Here is a 15,084-nt window from a genome sequence, read left to right as displayed (position 1 = left end):
CTCGAAGTTCACTGATGTCGCGCTCGAATCCGATGGAGACGAAACGGCCGCATCGGCCGTAGCATTGCCTCCGACCACGACAAAAGCCGTGACCAAAGCGGAAAGTACGGACAGGGCAATGCGCGCGCGCATGGGGGTTCTCCCTCGCCTCTAGGTTGTTCGGACGTCATCATCTCAGGGAGCGATAGCTGTGACCACATCTGACCTGGTCGGACTTCGCATCAAGACGGTGAGGCGGCAGCGTGGCCTGTCACAGGCGCAGCTCGCCCACCCCGAGTTGTCGGACAGCTACGTCTCCTTGATCGAGAGTGGCAAGCGTACCCCGACCCCGGCCGTGCTGGAGCTCCTGGCCCAGAAGCTGGACTGCTCGCTCTCCTACCTGCTCAATGGCGTGACCGCGGAGCAGATGGAGGAGATCGAGCTCGCCCTCGGGTACGCGAGGCTGGCTCTCGAGAACGGCGAGGTCGTCGAGGCCCGTACGAGGTTCGCCGAACTCCTGGCGAACCATAACCTCGCAGGTCTGACATCTCTGCGTCAAGACACCGAATACGGGCTGGCGCTGGCCCTGGAGGCGTGCGGAGAGCTCGGGGAGGCGATCGCCACGCTGCGCCGGCTGCAGGCCGAGGAGATCGCCCCCGAGCGGCAGATCAGCATCGCCGTCGCCCTGTGCCGCTGCTACCGGCTGAGCGACCGCCTCAGCGACGCCATCAAGGTGGGTGAGGCGCTTCTCAGCGTCTCGCCCCGTCCGACCTGGACCGACGGGCTGGTCGAGCTGGGCGCGACCCTGCTGATCGCCTATCTCTACAGCGGCGACCTGCTGCGCGCCCGCCAGTTCGCGGCGGAGCTGCTCAACGCCGCCGACATGCTGGGCTCGCCCAGGGCGATCGTCGCGGCGTGCTGGAACGCCGCCCTCGTGGCTCAGAGCACCGGCCATGGCGAGGAGTCCCTGGCCTTCCTGGAGCGGGCCCTGGCGATCCAGTCGGAGAACGGGCAGCCGCGCAACCTCGCCCGGGCCCGCGTGGCCTACGCCGTCGAGAAGCTGCGCTTCCACCCCGAAGCCGTCGAGGAGGTGCGCGCCACGCTGGCGCGGGCCGATGAGGAGCTGACGCAGACCTCGGCGAGCACGTTCGACCGCGCCAACGCCCAGGTCGAGCTGGCGCGCACCGAGCTCGTGGCGGGCGATTTCGAGCGGGCCGTCCAGCACGGCCGCGCCGGGGTCGAGCTGATGCCGAAGACCGCGCGGGCGCTGGAGGCGGAGGCCCACCTGATGCTCAGCCGCGCCTACGGCGGCCTGGGCCGGCTGTCGGAGGCGCGGGAGGAGCTGCGCGCCGTCAGCGACTGGCTCTCGCCGCTTCCCGACTCGCGCCGGGTCGCCGGCAAATGGTACGCCGCGGCCGAGAGCATGGAGCTGCTCGGCGACATCGAGGGAAGCGTCGCCGCGTACCAGCGCGCCCTCGCCTGCGCCGGTCTGTGACCGAAGTAGGGACCGGGCGGCGACGTCGGTAGCCTGGGATTGCCATGAAAAGACCCCTGATCGCGGCAGTCACCGCGTTCCTCGCCGCCCTGTTCCTGCTCGGCACCGCCGCCGGGCCCGCGCTGGCGCACGACTCGCTCAAGAGCAGCGACCCGGCCAAGGGCTCCACGGTCAAGACCGTCGAGAAGGTGAAGCTGGAGTTCAGCGCCAGCGTACGGATGCCGTTCGTGATCGTCCGCGGGGCCGACGGCGCCCAGCACCAGGCCGGCTCGGCCGAGACCGACGGCCCGGTGGTGCGCCAGGCGCTCAAGGACACCCTGCCCGACGGCACGTACACGATCGCCTACCGCGTGGTCTCCTCCGACGGCCACCCGATCGAGGGCGAGATCCCCTTCACCGTCAAGGGCGCCCCGAAGGCCGAGACGCAGAGCCCCGCCACCGAGACGCCCGCCGCGCAGACCTCCGAGACGGCCGCCGCCCAGCCGGCCGCCACGCAGTCGCCGGCGCCGTCCGCCGCCCCGGCCGGCTCCTCCGCCCCGGCGGCCGCGACCCAGGAGGCCGGCGGCTCCTCGGCCACCTTCCCCGTCTGGCTGGTGGTCGTCGTCGGCGCCCTGGCGGGCATCGGCGTCGGCTTCCTCATCAGCATGCGCAAGAAGCGGCCGTGACCAGAGCCGCGCGTCTCGCGCTCGCGGCGGCCGCGGCGGCGGTCGCCGTCCTGGTGATCGCCATGATCGCCGGGGGCGCGGCCTTCCCGCGGATCATCGCCGGCCTGCCCGACGCCGGGGTGGTCACCCGCTGGGGGCTGCCGCTGGCCAAGCTGGCGATGGACGCCGCCGGCGTGCTGACCGTGGGCCTGCTCCTCGCGGCCACCGCGCTGCTGCCCAACGACAAGGGCATGCTGGGCGCGAGCGCCACCGGCTACGTCCGGGCCGCCTCCTGGGCCGCCCTGACCTGGGCCGGCAGCGCGTTCCTCACCCTCGTCTTCGAGGTGTCCGACTCGTGGGGGCAGCCCCTGCCGCAGGCGATCACCACCGCCAACTACCTCAGCTCCTACGCCACCCAGACCAGCCAGGGCATCGCGCTGACCCTGGTCATCCTGTTCTCGGTGGCCATCTCGCTGTTCTCGCGCGGGGCCATCACGGCCGGCGCGGCGGCCGGGCTGCTGGTGTTCGCGCTGGTCACCATGCTGCCGCCGGCGCTCACGGGACACGCCTCCTCCTCGCCCAACCACGGCCTGGCCACCTCCGCCCTGTCGCTGCACCTGCTGGCGCTGGCCCTGTGGGTGGGCGGCCTCGTCGTCCTGGCCGTCCACGCCGTCCGGCGCGAGCCGCGGCTCGACGTGGCCGCCGCCCGCTTCTCGCGGATGGCGCTGTGGTGCTACGTCGGCGTCGGCGTGTCCGGGGTGTTCAGCGTCGTGGCCCGGCTCTCCGCCGTGTCCGACCTGTGGACGTCGTCGTACGGCGTGCTCGTGGTGGCCAAGATCGTCGCGTTCGTGCTGCTGGGCTACGTCGGCTGGTGGCACCGGCAGCGCACGCTCGCCGCGCTCGCCGCGGACCGCCCGCGCGCCTTCACCCGGCTCGCGGGCGGCGAGGCGCTGCTCATGGCCGCCACCGTCGGCCTGGCCGTCGCCCTGTCGCGCACCCGCCCGCCCGAGGTCAGCCTGCCCGCCGACCGGGCCTTCGAGCTGCTCGGCTTCCCGGTGCCGCCGCCGATCTCGCTGGCCAACCTGGCGACGCTGTGGTGGCTCGACCTGTTCTTCGCCCTCGTGGCCGCCCTCCTCGCCGGCCTGTACGCCGCCGGCGTGGTGAGGCTGCTGTGCCGGGGCGACGCCTGGCCGTGGGGCCGCACCGCCGCCTGGTTCCTGGGCGTGGCGATCCTCGTCGTCGCGACGCAGAGCGGCGTGGCCCGCTACTCCAAGATCATGTTCGACGTGCACATGATCGAGCACATGACCCTGTCCATGATCGTGCCGATCTTCCTCGTGCTCGGCGCGCCGGTCACGCTCGCCCTGCGCGCGCTCAAGCCGGCCGTCCGGCGCGGCGACCGGGGGCCGCGCGAGTGGCTGACCACGATCCTGCACAGCCGCTTCGTGCGGGTCGTCGGCCATCCGGGCATCGCCACCGCCCTGTTCATCGCCTCGACGTACGCGCTGTACTTCACGCCGCTGTTCACCTCGGCCATGGAGGAGCACCTCGGGCACATCTGGATGACCCTGCACTTCCTGATCACCGGGTCGCTGTTCTTCTGGGTCATCATCGGCGTCGACCCGGCCCCGCACCGGCTGCCGTACGTGGGCCGGCTGCTGACGCTGTTCGTCACGATGCCCTTCCACGCGTTCTTCGGCGTCGCGCTGATGATGACCGGCGCCGTCATCGCGTCCGACTACTACGAGCAGCTCGGCCGCGTCTGGGGCGGGCCGCTCATCGACGAGCAGCGCGACGGCGGCGCGATCGCGTGGGGCTTCGGCGAGATCCCGACGCTCATCGTGCTGCTGGCCATCGCCGTGCAGTGGTACCAGGACGAGGACCGCAAGGGCCGCCGCGCCGACCGGCGGGCCGACCGCGGCGGGGGCGACCCCGAGCTCGACGCCTACAACGCCTACCTGGCGCGGCTCAACAAGGCGGGCAAGGCCGGCCAGGCCGACCGCGCCGACTGACCCGGGCGGGTGCGCGTAGCCGGATCGGCAGGGCAATCTATCCTCAAGCCGTACGTCTCCCACCCGCCAGGTAGCCTTGCCCTACGGGGAGGTGGGCATCACCTTCCCGCAGGGGTGCGCGGGGCCTTGAGGGGGGCCGCGTCACCCGGTGCGCGACGCCGGTGTGGGGTCCGGCCAGGAGTCCGGGATGCCCCGGGAAGGCGAGCAGAGGTGGAAGATACGCGTATGCGTGGGGGGCGGAGCCTCGCCGAGACGCTCGAGAGCCGGCTGGCGCAGTGGTCCGAGCGCAGCGGCGTCCGCGTGGAGATCTGGGCCCTTCCCGCCACCGACGTGCCCGCCCCGGTCGGCCAGGCGGTCCTGGAGACGCTGAACGAGGCGCTGGCCAACGTCGAGCGGCACAGCGGCGCCAAGGTCGTGTCGGTGGCCGTCACCGCGGGCCGCGACGGGCTGCGCATGACTGTCAGCGACCACGGCCGCGGCTTCCCCGCGGAGAAGGCCGGGCGGGGCATCGCGCGGATGCGGGCGGCCGTCGCCGAGGTCGGCGGCACCCTGTCGGTGAGCAGCGTGAAGGGCGAGGGCACCACCGTCACCGCGGCGGTGCCCAGGCGCGGCTGACCGGCCGCCGGGCGGCTACGGGGTGGTGAGGATCTCGCTGCCGGTCTCGGTGACCACGATCGTGTGCTCGAACTGCGCCGTGCGCTTGCGGTCCTTGGTCACCGCGGTCCAGCCGTCGGGCCAGATGTCGTAGTCGATCGTGCCCAGCGTCAGCATCGGCTCGATGGTGAACGTCATGCCCGGCACCAGCTCCACGCGCAGCGACGGGTCGTCGTAGTGGGGCACCATCAGCCCGGAGTGGAACGTCGTGCCGATGCCGTGACCGGTGAAGTCGCGCACCACACCGTAGCCGAACCGCTTGGCGTACGCCTCGATGACCCGGCCCACCACGTTGAGCTGCCGGCCCGGCGCGACCGCCTTGATGGCGCGCATCGTCGCCTCGCGGGTGCGCTCCACCAGCAGCCGCGACTCCTCGTCGACCTCGCCCACCAGGTAGGTGGCGTCGGTGTCGCCGTGGACGCCGCCGATGTAGGCGGTGATGTCGACGTTGACGATGTCGCCGTCGCGCAGGACGGTGTCGTCGGGGATGCCGTGGCAGATGACCTCGTTGATCGAGGTGCACAGCGACTTGGGGTAGCCCTTGTAGCCCAGCGTGCTCGGGTAGGCGCCGTGGTCGAGCAGGAACTCGTGGCCGATCCGGTCGAGCTCGTCGGTGGTGACGCCCGGCCGGACGTTCCTGCCGACCTCCTCGAGCGCCTGCGCGGCGATCCGCCCCGCCACCCGCATCCGCTCGATGGTCTCCGGGGTCTTGACGTCGGCCTCGCCGGTCTTCGGGCGCTTCTTTCCGACGTACTCCGGCCGCTCGATGTGCGCGGGGACCTTTCGCATGGGCGAAACTCGCCCGGGCTGGAGCAGTGTCGTCATGAAAGACGAGTCTACGGGGCAGAATAGCCCCCGTGAGCGATGGCCAGTGGTGGTTCTGTCTCAAGCACATGCGGGTCGAGCCCGAGCAGGGTTGCCCCAACAAGGACCGGATGGGTCCGTACGCGAGCGAGCAGGAGGCCGCCGGCGCCCTGCAGCGCGCGGCGGAGCGCAACAAGGCGTGGGACGAGGCCGACGCCGACGAGGAATGACTCCTGCTCAGGGGACGACGGCGTAGGCCCGTACGGGGAAGGTGCCCATGCCCGCCACCATCGGCGGCGCGGCGTGGAACCGGAAGCCCTCGTCGGGCAGCGCCGCCAGCCCCGTGAGGTGCTCCACCAGCGGGATCCCGGCCGCGAGCAGCACGGTGTGCGCGGGCCGCTCGCCGCGCGGCGGGGTGTCGTCCATGTTGAGCGAGTCGATGCCGACCAGGGCCGCGCCCCGTTCGGCGAGCCGCCGCGCCGACTCGGGCGCCAGGTAGGGGTGCCCGTGGAAGTAGGCGTCCGTGCCGAAGTACCGGTCCCAGCCGGTGTGCACGAGCACGGCCTTGCCGCGCACGTCGAGATCGGGGTCCAGGCGGATCTCGCGGTCCGTCGCGCCGGCGGCCCGCACCACGATCCCGGGCAGGTCGGCCAGGCTGCTCAGCGGCACCTGCGACAGGTCCGGCCCGCCGTCGTAGCGGTGGTGGGGCGTGTCGAGGTACGTGCCGGTGTTGGCGGCCAGCGTGATCGTCCCGATGTGGAACTCGGTGCCCGGCGCGTACACCTCCCGTGAGTCCTCCCGGCTGAGGTGCGTGCCGAGCACGGGGCCCGGCACGCCCGGATAGGTGACCATGCCCTCGACGATGGGGTGGCTCAGCTCGACGATCACGCGGACACTCCGATCCGTACCAGCCGGACCAGCGCGACCGCGCCGATCACGGCCCACACGAGGTTGAGGCCGGCCGACGGCCAGGCGTCGTTGCGCGCGCTGTTGGCCATGAGGGCGAGCGAGCCGGCGAGGTTGACGACCTGGTAGGCGACGCCGCCCGCGGGCAGCCGGCCGGCGGTGACGAGGCCGTAGCCGAGCAGGAGGAGACCGGCGCCCAGCCAGCCGGCCACCTCGAAGAGCAGGTCCATGCCGCCCATTGTCCGAATTTCTAGTCATAAAGTGCAATTAAAGGTTGCTACAGCCGCAAGTAAGCTTTCCTGTATGGACATCGACCCCCGGCGCCTCCGTGTCCTGCACGAGGTGGCCCGCCGCGGCGGGGTCATGCGCGCGGCCGAGGCCCTGTTCCTGACGCCCTCCGCGGTCTCCCAGCAGCTCGCCCAGCTCGAACGCGAGGTGGGCCTGGCCCTCATCGACCGCTCCCAGCGGCGCGTCTCCCTCACCCCGGCGGGCCGGGTGCTCGCCGGGTACGCCGAGCGCGTCGAGGAGGAGCTGGCCGAGGCCCGGCGGGAGCTCACGCGGTTCACCGAGCGGCTGGCGGGGCCCGTGCGCATCGCCGCGTTCCCCACCGTGATCAAGCACATGCTGGTGCCCGCCCTGCGCGACCTGGCGGCCCGCCATCCCCGCATCACGCCGGTCATCCACGAGGTGTACGGCCAGCCCGCGCTCCAGGAGCTGCGGCTGGGCGCAGTGGACGTGCTGATCACCGAGCAGGACATGAGCCTGCCGGTGCTGTCGCAGCCGTCGCTGGCCACCCGCGCCCTGTACGTCGACGAGTACCGCATCGTCGTGCCGCCCGACTGGCCGAACCCGCCGCGCTCCATGGCGGACCTGGCCGACATGCCCTGGGTGGCGGGCGAGCCCGACCAGGCGTGCGGCCAGGCGCTGGACCGGCTGGCCGGGCTGCACGGCTTCGAGCCGCGCAAGGTCCACGTCATCACGGAGTTCGGCCCGGCGCTGGCGCTGGTCGCGGCCGGGCACGGGGTGGCGATCGTGCCCACGCTGGCGCTGCTCGACGTGCCGGAGGGCGAGGTGCGGGTGAGCGAGCTGCGGGACGTGGGCGCGCGCCGGCTCGACGCGGTGACCCGGGTCAGCCGTACCCGGTCGGGGGAGCCGGACCCCGTGCAGGCGGTCGTGATCGGCGCGATCGAGGACGCCACGGCCGCCCTCGAAGGCAGCCTGAAGGGTCACCTCCAGCCGGCCTGAGGCGCCGTGCCGCCTGCGCCGTCGCGGTCGGCAGGGCGTCCGCCCGCGCGGTCTGTACGGCGTCCGCGGCGTGCACGGCGTGGCGTCAGTCGGTGACCTGCGGGCCGGTGACCTTCTCCAGCAGGCGGGCCAGCCGCTCGCGCAGCCCCACGTTGCGGGGGATCTCGCCCGCGGCGGCGCTCACCAGGTGCTGGGCGCCGTCGAACGAGACCGGCCCGCCGGCCGGCACGGCGATCGCGTCGTGCGCGAGCCCCGCCACCTCCGGGTGCGCCCCCTCCAGGGCCAGGATGGTCGCCCCGACGCGGCGGGCGTCGTCCACCCGCTCCAGCAGCGGCACCGGGGCCTGCCCCTCGGCCACCACGAACAGCGTCTCGCCCCGGCCCGCCCGGCGCACGCGGTCGAGGCCGACCCGCAGGTGCGCGGGCGCCCCGGGCGGCGGCGACCAGCGCACGAGGGTGGGGGCGAGCTGCGGCAGACCCGACAGCCGCGCCTCGTCGGCGAGGTGGGCGGTCAGATGCCACGGCTCCTCCTCGGGTGTGCCCACGAGGAGCAGGCCCCCGGGAGAGCGGGTCGCCCGCAGCGCGAGCCCGAGCTCGCGGGTGCGCTCGACCCATCCGGTCTCGGCGAGGAGCTCGCGGAGGAAGTCCACCGAACCAGAGTCCATCGCCCCATAGTGCATGACCGCCGCCGCTTCGTCGGCCCGTTTCGCCGCCATGCCCGTCTGACATCGGTGGAGTGTCCATGTCATTTCGGGCCTTGACAGGTGGTTACCGCCGGGTAACGATCGGCTCGCGGCGCCGCCGGCCCCAACCGATCCCCCCACGGAGAGGGCGGCACATGACCCTACGTGTCCGCGTCAGCATGTCCATCGTCCTGTTAGTGATCGCGTCACTCCTGGCCGCGACGACGGCCGCGTCACCGGCGCGCGCGGCGTCGGCCCGCGTCTCCGGAGCAGCCGCGCAGGCCCCCGGCGACGTGGTCTCGGCCGAGCCGACCACCGTCTACCTCCTGCCGGGCAAGCTGCTGGAGGTCCCGGTCGACGCCTGGCACCTGCTCTACCGCTCCACCTCCGCCACCGGGCAGCCCACCACCGTGTCCGGCACCCTGCTCGTGCCCAAAGCCGCCTACCCCCTGGGCAGGCGGCCCGTCATCGGCTACGCCACCGGCACCCACGGTCTCGGCGACCAGTGCGCCCCCTCCGCCAGCATGAGCCGGGGCGGCGAGGCCGAGCTGGCGCTGGTGAGCCTGTTCCTGCTCAAGGGGTTCGCGGTCGCGATCACCGACTACGAGGGCCTGGGCACCCCGGGACAGCACACGTACATGGTGGGCGTCTCCCAGGGCCACGCCGTGCTCGACTCGATCAGGGCCGCGACCCGGGTCCCCGGCGCCAACCTGTCGGACCGCGCCCCCGTCGCCGTCATGGGCTACTCGCAGGGCGGCGCGTCCGCCGGGTGGGCCGGGCAGCTCCAGCCGTCGTACGCCCCCGAGCTGCGGCTCAAGGGCGTGGCGGCCGGCGGCGTGCCGGCCGACCTGCGGGCCGTGGCCGCCCACCTGGACGGCGACAAGAACTTCGGCCTCGCCGCGGCGGCCGGCGTCGGCCTCGACGCCGCCTACCCCGAGCTGGACCTGGAGGCCGACCTCAACGACCGCGGCAAGGCCCTGCTGGGCGACGCGGCCGACGACTGCGTGGGCGAGCTGGAGGACAAGCTGGCCGGGCTGCGCTTCTCCGACCTGAGCCCGGTGGACCTGCTCGACCTGCCCAAGTGGCGGGTCCGCCTGGCCGAGAACCGGCTCGGCGCCACGCCGCCCAAGGTGCCGGTGTTCCTCTACCACGCGCAGGGCGACGAGATCATCCCGCAGGCCGTGGGCGCGACGCTGCGCTCGGAGTACTGCCGGGCCGGCGCCAACGTGCGCTGGACCTCGCTGCCGGCCGGCTCCCACGTCCTCGGGGCGGTCGAAGGAGGGCCGCTGGCGATCGAGTGGCTGGCGCTGCGGGTGCTCGGCCTGCCCGCGATCGGCAACTGCTGACCGGCCATCCGGAACGCCCGGGCCCGGCCGCCCTTCAGCGGCCGGGCCCGTCGCCGTTGCGCCCGCCTGCGGCGGTGACCGTCTTCGTTGCGCCCGCCTGCGGCGGAGACCCTCTCCGTCCCGCCCTCAGCGGCCCGGCGAGTCTCGTCCCTGTCGCTCCGCCGGTGCCGCCGGGGGCTGCCGCGTCGGGACGGGGTCGCGCGGGGCCCTCCCCGGCGGGCTGGCATGATCGGGGGTATGACTGACGTGAGCGGATTGTCCATCGGCATCCTCGGTGGCACGGGCGACCAGGGCAAGGGGCTGGCGCGGCGGTTCGCGCTGGCGGGGCACGAGGTGCTGATCGGCTCCCGGAGCGCCGAGCGCGCCCAGGAGGCCGCCGCCTCCCTCGGCGAGGCCGGGCCCGTGCGGGGCGCGGCCAACGCCGCCGTCGCCGCCGAGGCCGACATCGTGATCGTGGCCGTGCCGTACGACGGGCACCGGGCGCTGCTGGAGTCGCTGCGCGACGAGCTGGCCGGCAAGATCGTGGTCGACTGCGTCAACCCGCTCGGCTTCGACAAACAGGGCGCCTACGCGCTGCCCGTGGAGGAGGGAAGCGCCGCGCAGCAGGCCGCCGCCGTGCTGCCCGGCAGCCGCGTCGTGGCGGCGTTCCACCACGTCTCCGCCGTCGTGCTGCTGGACCCGGCCGTGGAGAAGGTCGACCTGGACGTGCTCGTCCTCGGCGACGACAGGGAGGCCACCGACCTCGTCCAGGCGCTGGCCGGGGTGATCCCGGGGGTGCGCGGGGTGTACGGGGGGCGGCTGCGCAACGCCCACCAGGTCGAGGCGCTGACCGCGAACATCATCTCGGTCAACCGCCGCTACAAGGCCCACGCCGGGATCCGCATCACCGACGTGTGACCGGCTCGCGTCCCTGCCGGGGCGAGGCGGCGTGTGATCAGCCCCGCGTGCCGTCCTGTCGGGACGGCGTGTGACCAGCCGCCGTCCTGGCGGGGCGGTGTGACCGGCCCTGTGTACCGTCCTGGCGGGGCGGTGTGTGACCGGTGCCGCGCCGTCGCGGCGGGGCCGGTCACAGCCAGCCGGCGTCCTCCGCGATGCGGATGGCGTCGATCTTGTTGCGGGCGCCGGTCTTGGTGATGGCGCTGGTCAGGTAGTTGCGTACGGTGCCGGCGGACAGGTGGAGGCGGGCCGAGATGTCCTCGGCCGAGGACCCCCGGGCCGCCTCCCGCAGGACGGTCGTCTCCCGGGGCGTCAGGGGGCTCTCGCCGTACTGCAGGGCCGAGGCCACCAGCTCCGGGTCCAGCACCCGCAGGCCGGCGGCCGTCCTGCGCACCGCGTCGGCGAGCCGTTCGCCCGGCGCGTCCTTCACCAGGAACGCCTGGATGCCCGCCTCCAGCGCCCGCCGCACCTGACCCGGCCGGCCGAGCGCCGTCAGCACGAGGATCCGGCACGAGGGCAGCTCGGAGCGCAGGGACGCGGCCGCGGTGATGCCGTCGAGGACGGGCAGGTCGATGTCGACGATCGCCACGTCGGGACGGAGCCGCAGCGCCGCCGGGACGATCTCGTCGCCCCTCGTCACCTCGCCCGCCACCTCGATGTCCGGCTCCAGCCGCAGCAGGGCCGTGAGGGCGGCGCGGATCATGTGCATGTCCTCCGCGAGCAGGACCCGGATCACGCCCGTCATGCCGGGACCTCCATCGTCAGGCGGAAGCCTCCGGCGGGGGTGCGCCCGGCGTCCACCGTGCCGCCGGCGTGCGCCGCGCGCTCCGCCAACCCGGTCAGCCCGCCGCCGGGCACCGCCTTCCCGTCACCGCTCAGCCCGTCACCGCTCGACCTGTTCCCGGTCGGCCCGCTTCCGGTCGGCCCGCTTCCGGTAGAGCTGCCGGTCGGGCCGTTCCCGTTCGCGCTCGGCTCGCCCCCGCCCGGGACGCCGTCGTTGGTGACCTCCAGCCGGACGGAGCCAGCGTGCCGCGACGTGGCGATCGTGCAGGTCGTCGCCGCGCTGTGGCGCAGGACGTTCGTGACGGCCTCCCGCACGCCCCAGGCCAGGGCCTCCTCCGCGGGCCGGGGCAGCGTGACGTCGGCCAGGTGGACCTGGCAGCCCACTCCGGCCGACTCCAGCAGCGCCGCCCCCCGGTTCGCCTCGCCCGCCAGGGACAGCTCCCGGTACCCGCGCGCCACCTGCCGCACGTCCTGCGCGGCCTCCCGCGCCACCCGTACCAGCTCGCCGACCTCGTCCCGGGCGGCGGCCGGGTCCCGCTCCATGAGGCGTCCCGCCAGGTCGCCCTTGAGCGCGATCGCCGTGAGGCTGCGGCCGAGGCCGTCGTGCAGGTCGCGCGAGATGCGCAGCCGCTCCCGGAGCACCGCCGCCTCGGCCAGCTCGGCCCTGGCCTGTTCGAGGTCGGACGTCACCCGGACCAGCCGTACCAGGGCGTAGACCATGCCGCCGGTGAGGGGGATGGTGAGCCCGTAGAACAGCGCGACCACCGGGTTGTAGGGGAAGATCGCTGCGCTGGAGTACAGCGTCATCAGGCCGACGAGCGGCCCGCCGAAGCGCAGCGGCAGCGTCACCAGCACCGCGCCGCCCAGCATCGGCGCCGCGACCCCCGACCAGCCCATCGGCAGGAACAGGTCGGGCGCGTACGTCGCGACGGCCTGGAGCGCCGGCAAGAGCGGGAAGAGCGGCGGGCGCGGGTCCCGCAGGGCGGCGCGCATGGTGACGAAGTGCAGCGCCGCCACCGCGACGATCAACCCGGCCGCGACGAGGCCGTACCCGGGGCTCACCGCGAAGTACCACAGGCCGATCAGGACGTAGACGGCGCCGACGGAGGTGATCAGGACGCGGGCGAGCCGCTGGGCGGAGGAGGAGGTCATGTCCCGGCCATTATGACCGGCTACGACCGGCGCGGTTCCCAGCGGAACCAGAACCGGATCACGACGACCCCGGCGACGCCCCACACGGCCAGGAGGAGCGCGGGCCGGGCCACCGCGCCGGTCCTGACGGCGTCCACGACGGCCGTGGTCGGCAGCAGGTCCAGCGCGGCGCCCACCCAGGACGGCAGCGCCTGGCGGATCGGCCCCATCGCGCCGGTGGCGATCCCCGACAGCAGGAACACCGGCATGCAGGCGGCCCCCGCCAGCTCGGCGCGCGGGATCGCGGCCGTGTACGCGGCCCCGAGCGTCGCCAGCACCACCGATCCGGCGATCACCATGGCGCCGTACAGCAGGGGGTTCGCCGGATACGGCACCCCGGCCGCCAGGTTCACCGCCACCGTGCAGACCACCGCCACCGCCACCGTCTGCGTGGCCGTGGCGGCGATCTGGCCGGCCAGGATCCGGCCGTCGGTGAGCGTCGTGGCGCGCAGCCGCTTCAGCACGAGCTGGTCGCGGCGGGCGGACAGGGCCACGGCGACGTTCATGAACGCGGTGATGGACAGGATGATGGCCAGCGTGCCCTGGAACTGGGCGGTCGCCTCGCCGGTCGCGCCGGGCCGGAGGTGCCGCATGAGCAGCGGCAGCCCGATGGCGATCAGGGCGGGGGTGAGGACGGAGCCGAGCAGCAGCGCGCGGTCCTGCCAGAACAGCCGCGTGCCGAGCCGGTAGGTGGCGGTCAGGGTCATCGAAGCCTCCAGGTCATCGGGCCGACGTCGGCAGGTCGAGGAAGAGGTCCTCCAGGGTGGCGGCGCGGACCTCCAGGCCGGGCAGGCGCAGTCCGCGTTCGGCGGCCCAGCTCAGCAGCGTCTGCGCCGCCAGGTCCGGGTCCTCGGCGCGGCAGACCGCCTCGTCGCCGTCCACGGTCACGGGCAGCGGCAGGTCGGCGGCCTCGACCCCGGCGGGCAGCCGGAAGGACACCCGACCGCCCCGCGCGGCGAGCGTCTCGGCCATCCCGCCGGAGGCGACGATCTCGCCGCGATCCATGATCGCCATCGCGGACGCCAGCCGCTGGGCCTCCTCCAGGTAGTGCGTGGTCAGCAGCACCGCGGTGCCCCGCCGGGCCAGCTCGCGCACCGTCTCCCAGGTCGCCGCGCGGCCCTCGGGGTCCATGCCGGTCGTCGGCTCGTCCAGGAACAGCACGTCGGGGCGGCCGAGCAGGGCGAGTGCGAGGTCGAGGCGGCGCTTCTCCCCGCCCGAGAGCTGGCGCACGCGCACCCCGGCGCGGCCGGCCAGCCCGGCCAGCTCCAGCGCCTCGTCGCGGGGCCGGGGCGCGGCGGTGAAGCCGCGCCAGGCGTCGACCGTGGCCGCGACCGTCAGGTCGGGGAAGAACCCCGCCTCCTGCAGCATGATCCCGGTGCGCCGCCGGACCTCCGCCCGCTCGGCGGACGGGTCGAGCCCGAGCACCCGCACGGACCCGCCGTCCGGCCGCAGGAACCCGGCCAGCACCTCCACGGTCGTCGTCTTGCCGGCCCCGTTGCGGCCGAGCAGCGCGAAGACCTCACCGGCGGCCACCTCGAAGGAGATGCCCTTCACCGCCTCGAACCGTCCATGATTCTTCCGGAGCGCTTCCACGCGAATCGCCGTCATGAACACGACTATTCCTGGGCGTTCCGGGCGGCGGCAGTGAAGAATTCACGAGACGCGCGACAGCTTCAGCAGCGCGCCGGTGACGGCCTCCGGATCCACCATCTGGTGCAGGTGCCCGCCCGGCACCCGCGCCACGGGCCAGCCGCGCCGCTCCGCCTCCTCGGCCATCACGTCGTACGGCGGGCCGTACCACAGGCAGGAGCACCTGACCCGGTCCCACCCGTCGGGCACGGGGATCCGTTCGGTGAAGAAGGCGAGCGGCAGCCGGGGCTGCTCGGCCACCACCCTGGCCCGCGCGGCCGGGTCGGGCAGCATCGCCGCGACGACCTCCTCCTTCCACCAGTCGGTCCAGCGCGGCAGCAGCCCGTCCTCGCCCGCCCGGGCGCGCAGGAACTCCAGCCGCCGCTCCTCGGCGGCCTGGACGAGACCCTTGGGCGGCGGCACGTGGGCGTCGGCGAACACGCAGGCCACCACCCGGTCACCGAGGCCCTCCTTGACCACGGGCGCGAACAGGCCCGCGCTGCTGTGGGCCACCAGCACCAGCGGCGTCTCGGGGACGGCCGCCCGCACGGCCTCGACCACCCGCGGCCACGTCGGCGGCCCTCCGGCGGTGACGCCGGTCAGGTCGGGGATCACGGCGGCGCGGCCCCGCCGTTCCAGCGCCGCGGCGACGGGCTCCCATGTCGAGGGGCCGACGGCGGGGCTGTGCAGGAACACGAAGGTGGTCGTCATGCCTCCAGGGTCGCGCGACCCGGGAGCGCGGGAGACCGCTGTCAGCTCACAGCGATCGCGGACGGTC

17 protein-coding genes are annotated in these 15,084 nt (G+C 73.9%); 8 read left to right on the top strand and 9 right to left on the bottom strand.

The genetic code is table 11. From position 1 onward, the window contains the following. Nucleotides 1-190: 190 nt before the first annotated feature. The 4 genes from HD595_RS03545 to HD595_RS03530 all read left to right on the top strand — a co-directional run bounded on the left by HD595_RS03545 (nt 191) and on the right by HD595_RS03530 (nt 4,745). Nucleotides 191-1,474 (top strand): helix-turn-helix domain-containing protein, encoded by a 1,284-nt coding sequence (locus tag HD595_RS03545; RefSeq protein ID WP_253765541.1) that lies wholly within the window; start codon nt 191-193, stop codon nt 1,472-1,474. A 44-nt stretch (nt 1,475-1,518) separates the two neighbouring features. Next, nucleotides 1,519-2,139 carry a copper resistance CopC family protein gene (locus HD595_RS03540; RefSeq protein WP_253765540.1) on the top strand — a complete coding sequence of 207 codons (621 nt, stop codon included), beginning with the start codon at nt 1,519-1,521 and terminating at the stop codon, nt 2,137-2,139. Continuing rightward, nucleotides 2,136-4,130 (top strand): bifunctional copper resistance protein CopD/cytochrome c oxidase assembly protein, encoded by a 1,995-nt coding sequence (locus HD595_RS03535; protein WP_253765539.1) that lies wholly within the window; start codon nt 2,136-2,138, stop codon nt 4,128-4,130. The genes HD595_RS03540 and HD595_RS03535 overlap by 4 nt, the downstream gene beginning before the upstream one ends. A gap of 225 nt (nt 4,131-4,355) precedes the next feature. Next, on the top strand, nt 4,356-4,745 hold the full coding sequence (locus HD595_RS03530) for a sensor histidine kinase (protein WP_253765538.1): 390 nt from the start codon (nt 4,356-4,358) through the stop codon (nt 4,743-4,745). Nucleotides 4,746-4,760: 15 nt separating this feature from the next. On the opposite strand, the gene map is transcribed toward HD595_RS03530, so the two are convergent. Then, nucleotides 4,761-5,609: a type I methionyl aminopeptidase gene (gene map, locus HD595_RS03525; protein WP_175588962.1), complete on the bottom strand. Its 849-nt coding sequence runs from the start codon at nt 5,607-5,609 to the stop codon at nt 4,761-4,763. Between the two features lie 32 nt (nt 5,610-5,641). Between map and HD595_RS03520 the strand changes: the two genes are divergently transcribed. Then, nucleotides 5,642-5,818, top strand: a complete 177-nt coding sequence (locus HD595_RS03520; protein ID WP_253765537.1) for a hypothetical protein — start codon at nt 5,642-5,644, stop codon at nt 5,816-5,818. 7 nt (nt 5,819-5,825) lie between these two features. Here the strand turns inward: HD595_RS03520 and HD595_RS03515 are convergent, their stop codons facing one another. Together HD595_RS03515 and HD595_RS03510 are read right to left on the bottom strand one after the other, a co-directional pair. Beyond that, the gene (locus tag HD595_RS03515) at nt 5,826-6,476 is read right to left on the bottom strand and encodes a cyclase family protein (protein WP_253765536.1); all 651 of its coding nucleotides are present in this window, start codon (nt 6,474-6,476) and stop codon (nt 5,826-5,828) included. Beyond that, nucleotides 6,473-6,724, bottom strand: a complete 252-nt coding sequence (locus HD595_RS03510) for a CBU_0592 family membrane protein (RefSeq protein WP_253765535.1) — start codon at nt 6,722-6,724, stop codon at nt 6,473-6,475. Before HD595_RS03510 ends, HD595_RS03515 begins: the two co-directional genes overlap by 4 nt. A gap of 73 nt (nt 6,725-6,797) precedes the next feature. Here HD595_RS03510 and HD595_RS03505 point away from each other — a divergent pair, with 73 nt between their 5' ends. Then, nucleotides 6,798-7,739, top strand: a complete 942-nt coding sequence (locus tag HD595_RS03505; RefSeq protein WP_253765534.1) for a LysR family transcriptional regulator — start codon at nt 6,798-6,800, stop codon at nt 7,737-7,739. 85 nt (nt 7,740-7,824) lie between these two features. On the opposite strand, the gene HD595_RS03500 is transcribed toward HD595_RS03505, so the two are convergent. Beyond that, complete coding sequence (locus tag HD595_RS03500) at nt 7,825-8,403, bottom strand: hypothetical protein (RefSeq protein WP_253765533.1); 579 nt, start codon at nt 8,401-8,403, stop codon at nt 7,825-7,827. A 173-nt stretch (nt 8,404-8,576) separates the two neighbouring features. On the opposite strand from HD595_RS03500, the gene HD595_RS03495 reads away from it, so the two are divergent. Together HD595_RS03495 and npdG are read left to right on the top strand one after the other, a co-directional pair. Further along, a complete protein-coding gene (locus HD595_RS03495) occupies nt 8,577-9,767 on the top strand; it encodes a lipase family protein (protein WP_253765532.1) in 1,191 nt (396 codons plus the stop codon). 237 nt (nt 9,768-10,004) lie between these two features. Then, the gene (gene npdG / locus HD595_RS03490) at nt 10,005-10,664 is read left to right on the top strand and encodes an NADPH-dependent F420 reductase (protein ID WP_253765531.1); all 660 of its coding nucleotides are present in this window, start codon (nt 10,005-10,007) and stop codon (nt 10,662-10,664) included. Between the two features lie 169 nt (nt 10,665-10,833). Here the strand turns inward: npdG and HD595_RS03485 are convergent, their stop codons facing one another. The 5 genes from HD595_RS03485 to HD595_RS03465 are packed head-to-tail and all read right to left on the bottom strand — an operon-like array spanning nt 10,834 to nt 15,017. Continuing rightward, the gene (locus tag HD595_RS03485) at nt 10,834-11,439 is read right to left on the bottom strand and encodes a response regulator transcription factor (RefSeq protein ID WP_175599548.1); all 606 of its coding nucleotides are present in this window, start codon (nt 11,437-11,439) and stop codon (nt 10,834-10,836) included. A 5-nt stretch (nt 11,440-11,444) separates the two neighbouring features. Further along, nucleotides 11,445-12,638 carry a sensor histidine kinase gene (locus HD595_RS03480; protein ID WP_253765530.1) on the bottom strand — a complete coding sequence of 398 codons (1,194 nt, stop codon included), beginning with the start codon at nt 12,636-12,638 and terminating at the stop codon, nt 11,445-11,447. 20 nt (nt 12,639-12,658) lie between these two features. Continuing rightward, a complete protein-coding gene (locus HD595_RS03475) occupies nt 12,659-13,384 on the bottom strand; it encodes an ABC transporter permease (protein WP_253765529.1) in 726 nt (241 codons plus the stop codon). A 13-nt stretch (nt 13,385-13,397) separates the two neighbouring features. Next, nucleotides 13,398-14,285 carry an ABC transporter ATP-binding protein gene (locus HD595_RS03470; protein WP_253765528.1) on the bottom strand — a complete coding sequence of 296 codons (888 nt, stop codon included), beginning with the start codon at nt 14,283-14,285 and terminating at the stop codon, nt 13,398-13,400. A gap of 45 nt (nt 14,286-14,330) precedes the next feature. Next, a complete protein-coding gene (locus HD595_RS03465) occupies nt 14,331-15,017 on the bottom strand; it encodes an alpha/beta hydrolase (protein ID WP_253765527.1) in 687 nt (228 codons plus the stop codon). Nucleotides 15,018-15,084: the final 67 nt, after the last annotated feature.

The sequence above is a fragment of the Nonomuraea roseoviolacea subsp. carminata genome (assembly GCF_024172185.1).
In the GTDB taxonomy this organism is placed as follows: Bacteria; Actinomycetota; Actinomycetes; order Streptosporangiales; family Streptosporangiaceae; genus Nonomuraea; species Nonomuraea roseoviolacea.
The sequence above is the reverse complement of the archived record's forward strand: the minus strand, read 5'-3'. Positions and strand labels throughout refer to the sequence as shown.

Coding starts and splice junctions, on each gene's coding strand:
- map (WP_175588962.1), bottom strand. CDS start 5,609: ATGACGACACTGCTCCAGCCCGGGCGAGTTTCGCCCATGCGAAAGGTC.
- HD595_RS03495 (WP_253765532.1), top strand. CDS start 8,577: ATGACCCTACGTGTCCGCGTCAGCATGTCCATCGTCCTGTTAGTGATC.
- HD595_RS03530 (WP_253765538.1), top strand. CDS start 4,356: ATGCGTGGGGGGCGGAGCCTCGCCGAGACGCTCGAGAGCCGGCTGGCG.
- HD595_RS03465 (WP_253765527.1), bottom strand. CDS start 15,017: ATGACGACCACCTTCGTGTTCCTGCACAGCCCCGCCGTCGGCCCCTCG.
- HD595_RS03505 (WP_253765534.1), top strand. CDS start 6,798: ATGGACATCGACCCCCGGCGCCTCCGTGTCCTGCACGAGGTGGCCCGC.
- npdG (WP_253765531.1), top strand. CDS start 10,005: ATGACTGACGTGAGCGGATTGTCCATCGGCATCCTCGGTGGCACGGGC.
- HD595_RS03500 (WP_253765533.1), bottom strand. CDS start 8,403: ATGGACTCTGGTTCGGTGGACTTCCTCCGCGAGCTCCTCGCCGAGACC.
- HD595_RS03510 (WP_253765535.1), bottom strand. CDS start 6,724: ATGGACCTGCTCTTCGAGGTGGCCGGCTGGCTGGGCGCCGGTCTCCTC.
- HD595_RS03475 (WP_253765529.1), bottom strand. CDS start 13,384: ATGACCCTGACCGCCACCTACCGGCTCGGCACGCGGCTGTTCTGGCAG.
- HD595_RS03480 (WP_253765530.1), bottom strand. CDS start 12,638: ATGACCTCCTCCTCCGCCCAGCGGCTCGCCCGCGTCCTGATCACCTCC.
- HD595_RS03540 (WP_253765540.1), top strand. CDS start 1,519: ATGAAAAGACCCCTGATCGCGGCAGTCACCGCGTTCCTCGCCGCCCTG.
- HD595_RS03470 (WP_253765528.1), bottom strand. CDS start 14,285: ATGACGGCGATTCGCGTGGAAGCGCTCCGGAAGAATCATGGACGGTTC.